The 11223-nt window shown below is 39.5% G+C and carries 10 protein-coding genes; 6 read left to right on the forward strand and 4 right to left on the reverse strand.

The annotated features are described in order from the left end of the window. Positions 1 to 65: 65 nt before the first annotated feature. From G4P69_RS07490 to G4P69_RS07505, 4 genes are all read left to right on the forward strand, one after another. Positions 66 to 674, forward strand: a complete 609-nt coding sequence (locus tag G4P69_RS07490; RefSeq protein WP_208346294.1) for a DUF4360 domain-containing protein — start codon at positions 66 to 68, stop codon at positions 672 to 674. Between the two features lie 41 nt (positions 675 to 715). After that, positions 716 to 1891, forward strand: a complete 1176-nt coding sequence (locus tag G4P69_RS07495) for an aminotransferase class V-fold PLP-dependent enzyme (RefSeq protein WP_208348956.1) — start codon at positions 716 to 718, stop codon at positions 1889 to 1891. Between the two features lie 157 nt (positions 1892 to 2048). Beyond that, complete coding sequence (locus G4P69_RS07500; protein ID WP_208348958.1) at positions 2049 to 3245, forward strand: sigma-70 family RNA polymerase sigma factor; 1197 nt, start codon at positions 2049 to 2051, stop codon at positions 3243 to 3245. 39 nt (positions 3246 to 3284) lie between these two features. Beyond that, a complete protein-coding gene (locus tag G4P69_RS07505) occupies positions 3285 to 4040 on the forward strand; it encodes a DUF1822 family protein (RefSeq protein ID WP_208348960.1) in 756 nt (251 codons plus the stop codon). Here the strand turns inward: G4P69_RS07505 and G4P69_RS07510 are convergent. Further along, positions 4001 to 5191, reverse strand: coding sequence for a hybrid sensor histidine kinase/response regulator (locus G4P69_RS07510; protein ID WP_208346277.1), 1191 nt, complete (start codon positions 5189 to 5191; stop codon positions 4001 to 4003). The genes G4P69_RS07505 and G4P69_RS07510 overlap by 40 nt on opposite strands. Before the next feature lie 2 nt (positions 5192 to 5193). Beyond that, positions 5194 to 6930 carry a histidine kinase dimerization/phosphoacceptor domain -containing protein gene (locus tag G4P69_RS07515; protein ID WP_208348972.1) on the reverse strand — a complete coding sequence of 579 codons (1737 nt, stop codon included), beginning with the start codon at positions 6928 to 6930 and terminating at the stop codon, positions 5194 to 5196. A 485-nt stretch (positions 6931 to 7415) separates the two neighbouring features. On the opposite strand from G4P69_RS07515, the gene G4P69_RS07520 reads away from it, so the two are divergent. Both G4P69_RS07520 and G4P69_RS07525 read left to right on the forward strand, forming a co-directional pair. Continuing rightward, positions 7416 to 8705 carry an FAD-binding oxidoreductase gene (locus G4P69_RS07520; protein WP_208348973.1) on the forward strand — a complete coding sequence of 430 codons (1290 nt, stop codon included), beginning with the start codon at positions 7416 to 7418 and terminating at the stop codon, positions 8703 to 8705. Between the two features lie 251 nt (positions 8706 to 8956). Further along, the gene (locus tag G4P69_RS07525) at positions 8957 to 10309 is read left to right on the forward strand and encodes a (Fe-S)-binding protein (RefSeq protein WP_208348976.1); all 1353 of its coding nucleotides are present in this window, start codon (positions 8957 to 8959) and stop codon (positions 10307 to 10309) included. A 197-nt stretch (positions 10310 to 10506) separates the two neighbouring features. Here G4P69_RS07525 and G4P69_RS07530 read toward each other — a convergent pair whose 3' ends face one another. Both G4P69_RS07530 and G4P69_RS07535 read right to left on the reverse strand, forming a co-directional pair. Next, positions 10507 to 10833, reverse strand: coding sequence for a helix-turn-helix domain-containing protein (locus tag G4P69_RS07530; RefSeq protein WP_208348980.1), 327 nt, complete (start codon positions 10831 to 10833; stop codon positions 10507 to 10509). Beyond that, the gene (locus G4P69_RS07535) at positions 10830 to 11204 is read right to left on the reverse strand and encodes a type II toxin-antitoxin system RelE/ParE family toxin (RefSeq protein WP_208348983.1); all 375 of its coding nucleotides are present in this window, start codon (positions 11202 to 11204) and stop codon (positions 10830 to 10832) included. Before G4P69_RS07535 ends, G4P69_RS07530 begins: the two co-directional genes overlap by 4 nt. Between the last annotated feature and the right edge of the window lie 19 nt (positions 11205 to 11223).

Here is an 11223-nt window from a genome sequence, read left to right on the forward strand (position 1 = left end):
AGGAATTCCGTAACGCACCGTTATTAAACACAGCCGCATTTGCTCTGCATATTTTCTGATTTAAGATGACAATTATTAACACGATTATCTCTAGTGTACTCTTAGTATGTATAAATCTTGTAGGTTTCACAAAGGTACAAGCTGAACCACAAAGATTTCAGTTTAAAAGTATTCCTTTAACTATTTTTGGAAATGGTTGTCCTTCGGGAAATCTCGAATCAAATTTTAATGGGGACACTCTAGCGATAAAATTACCTCAGTTTCAAGCTGTAGCTTTACATCCGAAGGTTGTATCGAAATCTTGCAATCTGAGAATTGGGCTGAATGTGCCTTCTGGATATAAAGTCAGACCTGTTAATCTCAAGTATATCGGTTTTGCAAATGTACCTCAAGGGGGCAGCGCTGATCTGAAAGTTAGAATAGTTGCTCAGGGCAAAAACGTCCCAACGACTAATGATCCAAATGCCACGTTTGGGTCGAAATTTTCAGGTGTGTGGAAAAAAAATATAGCTATTACACCAGATGCAATAGATGCTTGTACTAACCCAGTCGATACAGTCTTCGGTATCAACACCGTTTTGATTGCCCGTGCTAGAACCGTAGCTATAGGACAGCAAACTCAACTAAGAATTGATAAAGGCTACGAGATTAAATTTACTTTCACTCCTTGCTAGTTTGAAAGTAAAATACGGTGGGTACAATCTTAGCAAATACAATGGCCTTCGATCTTATACGTGCCCGTAATGAAACACCCGGTTGTGAAAACGTTTTGCACTTCAATAATGCAGGTGCAGCACTCATGCCAAAGCTAGTGCTAGACAGCATTATCAGTCATTTGCTTTTGGAGGCAGAAATTGGAGGCTACGAGGCTGCTGAACGTTCACGTGATGCTGTTGAACATGTTTATGATTCTGTGGCTACACTCATCGGTTGCGATCGCGACGAGATAGCAATCATCGAGAATGCGACGCGAGCATGGGACATGGCTTTCTATTCGATTCCTTTCAGTTCTGGAGATCGAATCCTGACGTCTGCTGCTGAGTACGGGAGTAACTACCTTGCTTTTCTTCAGGTGAGTCGCAAGACAGGTGCAAAGGTTGAGGTTATTCCTAACGACGAACATGGTCAAATCTCAATTAATGCTCTACGTAACGCGATCGACGAACATGCTAAGCTGATAGCCATCACCCATATCCCGACCAATGGTGGACTTGTTAACCCTGCCTTCAGTGTGGGGGAGGTAGCGCGTGAAGCCGGGATCCTCTACTTACTAGATGCTTGTCAATCCATTGGTCAGATGCCAATAGATGTTAATCTTATCGGCTGCGACTTCCTTTCAGCAACTGGTCGTAAATATTTGCGTGGTCCCCGTGGAACTGGTTTTTTGTATGTCCGGCGTGATACACTAGAAAAGGTAGAGCCTCCCTTTTTAGATATTCGTGCAGCGCGGTGGATAGCAAAAGACCAATATCAGGTACGCCCAGATGCACGCCGCTTCGAGAACTGGGAGACTAATTATGCTACCAAAATCGCTCTTGGCGTCGCTATTGACTATGCCTTAACGTGGAGCATTGAAGCTACTTGGCCATGTATTTTAGCCCTCGCTAGTACTCTCCGTGAACAGCTAAGTTCCCTTAAAAAAGTAAAGGTTTGGGATTTGGGTATAGAACGGTGTGGTATTGTTAGCTTCACTGTTGACGGCAAAAGCGCAAAAGAGATTTTTCATACACTCTCTGAGCAAAATATCAACGTCTCAATCTCAACTATAAGCTCCACCCGTCTCGATATGGAGGAGCGAAAACTTACCGAAATTGTCCGTGCCTCTGTTCACTACTACAACACTGAGGAAGAAGTTGAACGCTTTTGTGCAGCAGTTGCATCCCTGTTGTAACCTATCTGACTGCCAGTCGCAATCTAACTTAATACTAAAAACCAAAAAAATTTTCGTCCCTGGTCGAAACACATCAATGACATTGTGTAGTAAACTTGGGGGGAGCATTCTTTGCTAGACCCCTCAGTTGTTTTGTAGATTCGGCTGGCAAAGTTTTATGCAACCTCGAACCAGTATTGTAGAAACATTTTCAACATTTTTGGACTTTAGTGGTGATAGCCTCTGTGGCTGGACAACAAACACTAGGTTACGTCGTAATATACAAAACGTAATCGATCTCACCCCACAAGAAACTTCAGAGAATTTTTGGGTATTATACTGGTATTATTTATTGCAAAACCCAGAACTTGGTAAACAGGCTAAACAACATCTGATAGCCTATTTACAAGAGCCTTGCTACTGGATAGCTCAAAAAATATCGGCTAGCTTTCCCTGTAGCCAGTACAGAATAGCAGATTTTTTTCAAATCGCGATCGCCCAAGTTGATCAAGTACTCAAAGGTTTTAACCCTAAGAGCAACTTTGTTCTAAAAAATTATGCCACAATTATCTTTAGTAACATTATTAGCGACACTTTACGGCAAAGCCACGAAGTTGATATCTGTACAGATTGGGGACTTTTGCGCAAAGTTAGTCAAAAGCGTTTGGTAGAAGCAATGTATATTGCTGGGTTGTCTCCAGAGACTATAAATGCTTACGTCACGGCATGGAAATGTTTTAAGTCGCTTTATGTTCCATCGATCGCGAACCACACTCGCCGACTTTCTCCACCAGATTGCCAAACGTGGGAGGCGATCGCCACAGCTTACAAGTCACAAACCCAAACCTTCGTAGAACCACAAGTTCTAAAAAATTGGCTGTTAAATTGTGCTAAAACTGTACGAACGTATCTCTATCCTAATTTAACTTCTCTAAACAGTCCTGTTGGTCCAGAAGAAAGTAGCGATTGGCTAGATTTTTTACCAACAAATGAGCATGATTCACCACTCACACAAATTATTGCACAAGAAGAACAACAAACGAGGTGCTATCAGCAATCTGAAATCAATGCGGTCTTAGTAGCCGCCGTTGATCAATTAGAACCTGAGATACAAGAAATGTTGCAACTCTACTACGCTCAAAAACTTACCCAGCAGCAAATAGCGACAAAATTGCAATTACAACAGTATACTGTTTCTCGAAGACTAACAAAAACTAGAGAATTGTTACTAAAGTCTTTAGCTAGGTGGGGTCAAGAAAAGTTGCATATTTCAGTTACATCAGACATATTAAAAAGTGTCAGCGCGGTAATGGAGGAATGGCTAGAAACTTACTACAATCCCAGTGTAGAGGGTAACGAATGTTCGGTCTCTTAGTTTTCCTGAAAACACCCTATTTTTTTGGGAGCCATCTCCATGATCGCTAACTCAACTATTTTAACTTTTGCTTGTTCAACTGACCTCATTTTAGAAATACCACCTGATACTCAAAAGCAGGTTTGGGAAGAAAGCCAAGCTTTTTCCAACCCTCATTCTTGCTATCAAGCGTATTTAAATAAACTTTGTCTAAGCACCGTTTTACAGTGGTTTCAAGAGGATATCTCACCCGAAGCAAAACCCTGGCAAGATGCTGCTATATTACCTAGCTTTTGGGAAGTGGTTAATGGATCTGTAATCACTGTAGGAGAAACTCAATTTGTTTTAATTCCTAGTGAGGACATCGATTTGAGTGAGTTTCGAGTCCCACAGGAATGGATAGATATACTTGGCTGGGTTGGGGATTATTATTTAGCAGTGTACATCGACCCTGATGAAGGTTATGTAAAGATTTGGGGCTACTGTACGCATAAGATGCTTAAAAGCAAGGGAGTGTATAATGAATGCGATCGCACTTACTCCCTCGAGCCGAGTGACATGATTTGCGACATCAGTGTTTTATGCGTTGCGAGACAACTTTGCCCAGAAGAACTTACACGTGAGACTATAATACCTTTACCAGGGTTAACACAACCACAAGCACAAAACTTGTTTTCCCGTCTAGGAAAAAGTGAAATAACAACACCCAGACTAGAGATTCCTTTTGTACTATGGGGAGCATTAATCGAGCATGGCAGTTGGAGACAAAGTTTATATCAACGACGTTTAGGATTAGCAGAACAGTTTTCAGGCTGACGTTTATGGAATGGCAAACTGACAACAAACGTTGTCCCAACTCCTACCTTACTAGCAAAGGTAATTTCCCCACCATGTAATTCCACATATTGTTTAACAATTGCTAGTCCTAACCCATGTCCTGGTATTTTACCTACATTACTACCTCTGTGGAAGGAATTGAACAAGTTATCTTGGTCAGTTTCTGGAATACCAATACCATGATCTTGAATACGAAAAATAGCTTCTTCTTCGAGACAAAAAAGTTCAAAATGAATCACACCACCATGAGGAGAATATTTAATGGCATTTAGGAGTAAATTAGAGAGGATATGCCGTAGTAGTTTTTCATCCAAGCAAGGTAATCTTGTTTTTGTCGCTAGGTATTGCGTATTTTGAATAACGGTAGCATCATCTTGTTTGGTAGTGTTTTCTTGTGTTGTAAAGATAATCTTATGATTTTCACTAGCACTTAATTGTATTTCTGCAACTAAATCACTACAGAATTGTTCTAGATCGATCTCTACAGGATTAAAATTAACATGGCCTATTTCTGTTTTGCCAAGTGTTAAAACATCGGTCATCAATTGATTCATCTGTTTAACAGCATTTTGAATGTGATTAATATATTCACTTTTTTTCTCTTCATTTAGTTTCTGGCTATAGTGGGTTAGTAGTTCTGTAGAAGTTAAAATAGTGCTTAATGGATTACGAAATTCATGACTTACCATAGAAATAAACTGAGAGTTAAGCTCTCTCATCTCTTTTTCTTTTTCTAAAGCTTTGCGAATCAGAGTTTCTTCCTGATATTTACTAAGTGCAATTTCAATAGCCGTGATTAATTGCATTTCTTCAAAAGGTTTAAGTATATAACCAAAAGGTTGTGTTATTTTTGCTCTCTTCAGAGTTTTTTCATCTGAATACGCAGTCAGGTAAATGACAGGAATATTGAAATTACTAATAATCTGATCTGCTGCTTCTATCCCGCTCATATTTCCTTTTAGCATAATATCCATCAAAACTAAATCTGGATGTAATTCTGACGCTTTCTCAATTGCTTGTTCTCCGTAAGCAGCAATAGCAGGAACAGTGTACCCTGACTTCTCTAAACAATATTTAATATCACAAGCAATAATTCCTTCGTCTTCGACGACTAATATTTTTTCTTTCATATTTATTTCTGTTCTATAAAGTTTATCTTATAATACGTGCCATTTTTATTATTAAATTCAATATTTCCTTCTATTTGTTCCACTAATCTCCAGACTAACTGTAATCCAAGGGATCTATTTTTATAAAATTCTATATTCTCTGTAATTCCTACTCCATTATCACTAACATTTAATAGATATCGCCCTGGCTGTATCATCGAAAAATCTATGCTTATTTCTCCTGGTGTATTATTAGGAAAAGCATGTTTTAGCGAATTTGATATAAGTTCATTAATAATTAAACCACAGGGAATAGCAGTATCTATTCTTAATGATATTTTATCAAAGTTTAACTTGAAATTAATGTTAGGATTGGCACTATAAGAACGTATTAAATTATTGGTTAGATTGCGAATATAATCTGAAAAATCTATCCTCGCTAAATCATCAGACTGATATAAATTCTCATGAATCATTGCCATTGCTCGAATACGATTTTGGCTATCTTGAAAAATGCCAACAACTTGTTCATCTTTCAGATATCCAGCTTGCAACCGTAATAAACTAGAGATAATCTGGAGATTATTTTTTACACGATGATGAATTTCTTTTAGCAGTACGTCTTTTTCTTCTAAAGACATTTTAAGTTGTCTTTCAGCACGTTGACGTTCAACAATTTCTTGTCGCAATAGGGCGTTAGTATTTTTTAATTCACAGGTTCGTTCTTCAACTCTAATTTCTAGATCATCTTTAGCTTTTTGTAAAGCATCCTGAGCTTGTTTTTGTTCAGTTATATCCCGAACAATGATGATAATTTGATTGGGAATTGAAGGAAACAACCGTGCTTCAAAACTTTTTGAACCTAGAATCAATGGTAATGAGTATTCAATTGATACTAGAGAATTTTTGTCGTTAACGTGCAGAATAGCTTCTTGGAATTTTTTAGCAATATCATCTGGTAGAACATCTTGCATCCGCTTCCCTAAGAAATCTTTTGGTGGCAGGTATAAATCAGTTGTTTCTCTAGCATGACAACTCAGAACTGTGCCGTCACTGTTAAGGCGAAAGTATATGTCGGGAAAAGCTTGAAAAAGTTCTTGTAATTCAGAGGTGGTTTGCAGTAGGTGTGCTTCTATGGCAATGCGATCGCATATTCCTCGTTGCAAAAGTTTATTGGCTTTCACCAATTCTTGTGTTCTTTCTGTAATCTGCTTTTCAAGTGTGTCAGAAAATGACCCCTGTACTATCTTTTCTTGTTGCATCTGCTCTTTTGTTGAGAGTCTTTCTGTTTCTAATCCTGTAGCAAGGCTCTCAGGTGTTACAATTCCTAAAAATTTGTTTTCTTCATCTACAATCGCTAAGTGACGTATACCATCTTGAATCATGAGGTGCAATGTTGTTTTGACATCCAAATTTTGGTTTGAAGTCATAACAGGTTCCCTCATTACTTCGTTAATTTCTACTCCTACAAAATTTTTTCCACAAGCAACTAGACGCACCACATCTGTAGGAGTAAAGATACCCAATAATTGGGCGTTTTCCATGACAAGAACACAATCTATAGGCTGTTGTCTGACATATTTTAAGCTTGGTTTATGATCTACGTGACTAGAAGATAGATCATTCAAAGCACTAACTGTAGCTATCTGTAGATTGTTTTCCTCTTTGCTGTGTGCCATCAAGTCGATTATTTCTACTACTGAGGTGTCAGGAGTAACAGTTAAAATCGAGTCTCGAATAATATAGTCTAGAAGATACATATAGGATGTTTAAAGGCTACAGTAAGGCTGGAGCTAATTCAGACACTCGAAACAAAGAAATTATTAAACTTCGGTTTTCTCTCTTTAGATTAAGTTAAATTTTATGTGATAGCCTCGTGGTTAATACTTAATAAGCTTTTCATGAAAATTTAACGTTTTTTGCCGTTAAATGATAAAAATTTGGTTTTTACGCTTACCGTATTCCCTTGCAGGGCTTCTTTGGATTGCAACTAAGCGCTACTATGAAAAAGATGATTCATGACGGGTATTTTATAAAGCAGTCAGGAGTCAGAATTCAGGAGTCAGAATGATTATTGGTTTAAAACCTCGTCCACTCATTACCAAGACAGGAGGGTGAATTCAGTGATCACTTATCAGTGTTAAAGTGATAACTGCTCACTGATGACTGCTCACTGATAAAGTGGGTAGTGTATTCTGACTCCTGACTCCTGACTCCTGAATTCTGTTTTATTGGAGATTATTAGATGAAAGCGATCGCTTCTTGTCTAGCATCTATCGTTGGTGAAGAAAATGATGCTGTTTGTACTTGGGAAAATATACCGAGCAGTCAGCAAAAACTTATATTACACTCTATTTGTAACGACAAACCTCCGAGTTGCGTTGTCTACCCTCAAACAACCGTTGCACTAGCTGCAGTGATCGCAGAAGCCCATCGAAACAAGTGGAGGATTTTACCAACTGGTGGTGGTAGTAAACTTAACTGGGGTGGTTTAGTTAAAGATATTGACATTGTAGTTAGTACGGAACGTATTAACCAACTCATTGAACATGCTGTAGGGGATTTGACTATCACCGTAGAAGCTGGGATGAAGTTTTGTGATGTCCAAGCACGATTAGCAAATAATAGACAATTTCTTGCTATAGATCCGACTAAACCAGATTCAGCAACCATAGGGGGTATTGTCGCTACCGCCGACACAGGTTCATTACGACAACGTTATGGTAGTGTCCGCGATCAACTTTTAGGCATTACTTTTGTTCGTGGCGATGGACAAATAGCCAAAGCTGGGGGACGAGTGGTGAAAAATGTCGCCGGGTACGATTTGATGAAGTTATTTACTGGATCATACGGTACATTAGGGATTATAAGTCAAGTCACATTTCGGGTTTATCCAATGCAAGAGATATCAGCGACAGTTGTGCTTCATGGTTCCGCAAAAGCTATATCTCAGGCAGCTAACTCCCTTAGAAATTCTGCGTTAACACCCACGCGCGCTGATTTGCTCTCTACTCAACTTGTGTCTAACTTAAAGTTGGGTCAAGGATTAGGATTAATTGCTCGATTTGAGAGTATAGCAGAAAGTGTCCATGAACAGTCAAACCGACTTTTAGAATTAGGAAAACAACTTGGCTTAGATGGTGTTATTTATTCAGCAGTCGATGAAGGTAATTTATGGCAAACATTGCAAGAACAAATACATTCTTTATCCAGTGAGTCAGCAATTAAGAGCAAAATAGGTGTATTACCTACTGCTGCTGTTGAGGTTTTGAATCAAGCGCAGATAGGTTTAATTCACATGACTAGCGGGTTAGGGGTATTGCAGTTCGATAGTCCACAGCAAGTTTTACACATGCGAAATCATTTGGTTTCTCGTGGTGGCTTTTTAAGCATTCAAGAAGCACCAGTAGAAGTTAAGCAACAGATCGATGTTTGGGGTTACACTGGCAATGCTTTGTCGTTAATGCGTCGGATAAAAGCACAGTTTGATACTGAAAATATTTTAAGTCCAAGTCGTTTTGTAGGTGGGATTTAGGAAAAGGGAGCAGCCCCTACGGGGAAGTCAAAAGTCAAAAGTCAAAATTTAAGCAGGTAATACCATTTCACGAAAATCCTGATACAAATACGGTATGTAGGGGCGTAGCCTTTGGCTGCTCGCAGAGTATGGCATTCGCCCTCACAGATATTTAATGTGTATCAACATTTAAGTAAATTGGTATAGGGGTAGGTTTCAACCGATCCTGTAGCAAAAATGTTAAGGGCGCAAAGAAATACCAAAGAAATAATATGCAAATTTCAGAAGATTCTAAAAGAACAGCTAGTTTGAGTGATTTGGCTGGATTTGACGAAAATCATCCTCCTGAGCCGAAGTTAATTGACACTTGTGTTCACTGTGGGTTTTGTCTAGCAAATTGTCCAAGTTACAGGGTGATTGGCAAGGAGATGGATTCTCCCAGAGGGCGCATTTATTTGATGGACGCGATTAATGAGGGTAAAATCCCGCTAAATACAGCAACAACAGAACATTTTGATTCTTGTTTGGGGTGTCTTGCTTGTGTGACAACTTGTCCTTCTGGTGTTCAGTATGATAAGTTGATTTCCGCTACTCGTCACCAGGTTGAGAGGAATTATCCCCGTAGTCTATGGGATAAGCTTTTCCGCAAACTGATATTTTCTGTGTTTCCTTATCCTGCGCTTTTACGAATTTTTCTCATTCCATTGTGGTTTTATCAAAACCTAGGTTTACAAAAATTGGTGCGCGCAACTGGGTTACTTAAGTTTATATCTCCCCGTTTGGCAGCGATGGAATCTATTTTGCCAAAAATCACTTGGAAATCGTTTCAAGATAATTTCCCAGATCTGATTCCAGCACAGGGTGAAAAACGCTATCGAGTAGGAATGATTTTGGGGTGTGTACAACGGTTATTTTTCTCGCCTGTGAATGAAGCAACGGTGAGAGTTTTAACTGCGAATGGTTGTGAAGTCGTCATTCCCAAAAGTCAAGGGTGTTGTGCAGCGCTTCCTGAACATCAAGGACAAACAGAACAAGCAAAGGCTTTAGCAAGACAAATGATTGATAGTTTTGCAGATACTAATGTAGACGTGGTGATTATCAATGCTGCTGGGTGTGGTCATACTTTGAAAGAATATGGTCACATATTAGCAGACGACCCAGAATATCAGGAAAAAGCAAAGGAATTTGCCGCTAAGGTCAAAGATGTGCAAGAATTTTTGGCAGATGTGGGTTTAACAGCCAAGCTTGCTCCACTTACTGATCAACAGTTGACTTTGGTTTATCAAGATGCTTGTCATTTGTTGCATGGTCAAAAAATTAGCGTTCAGCCACGTCAAGTTTTAAGACAAATTCCAGGGGTAAGGTTACAAGAACCATTAGATGCTGCTTTGTGTTGTGGTAGTGCTGGGGTTTACAATATGCTGCAGCCGGAAGTTGCTGATGAATTAGGTCAACAAAAAGTGCAGAATTTGTTGAATACTGGTGCTGATTTAATCGCTTCTGCTAATCCTGGTTGTACTTTGCAAATTAGTAAGCATTTGCTATCGCACGATAAGCAAATTCCCATCATGCATCCAATGGAGTTGTTGGATTATTCGATTCGAGGCGTGAAGCTAAAAGCTTGACGAAAGAGTAAATGTGATTAAGACTGTTCGGTAAACCGTACTTTTATTTCCGGTTTACCGAACATAGTAATAGTGCGACCTGGTAATCTCGGCTTTGTTCTCAATACCCAGTAATGCTAAGTCGGCACATTAGAGCTGGTCATACATTTTTTACAACGATATCTGAGCAGATTTTTACAAGCATCTTAGTGTAATCCCTATAGCGACACCACCGTTTCAACCGTTTTTGTTCCAGCATTGCGGGGGCGAAGATGCAAGGTGACTTCGGTATCGAGGCGTTTAAGAAAAATAAGAAGTTTCCCTTCGCTGAACCGTTGAAACTCCCCCCGCATCAAATAAGATACTTCCGGCTGGGGAATGCCGAGCAGTTTACTGATTTCCCGTTGTTTCAGGTTACGTTGTTTTAACAGGCGAAGTACCTGAATCCCGATCTTGCCTCGGGTAAAAAGTTCCTCTGCATCGTCTAAACCGAGGTCAGCAAAGACATTGCCAGTGCTTTTTTCAAAAACCGATTCTTGAGTCATAGCTGTTTCTCTCTTTCTAGCGCATCCCTATAGCGTTGTTTAATTAGGTCAACGTCAGTCTGTGGGGTTTTAATCCCTTTCTTTGATTTCTTCTGAAAAGCGTGCAGGACATAAATATTTTCCCCAATCTTAACGGCATAAACAATCCTGTAGGTGTCGGTGTTGTAGCGTTTGACAAGTTCATACACGCCGCTTCCCACCCCTTTGAAAGGCTTGGCATCCAATGGTATTTCCCCTGCCTGCACCAGTTGCAACGCATAGCCCATCGATGCACGAACCTGTTCAGGAAACTCCCGAATATTTTTGCGCGAATCGCCCATCCAAACAATAGGGCGTAAAGGAACCTCTGGAAGATCCTCACCATCAACCATAATATATGAAACTTCCTAT

The organism is Aetokthonos hydrillicola CCALA 1050, assembly GCF_017591665.1.
In the GTDB taxonomy this organism is placed as follows: Bacteria; Cyanobacteriota; Cyanobacteriia; order Cyanobacteriales; family Nostocaceae; genus Aetokthonos; species Aetokthonos hydrillicola.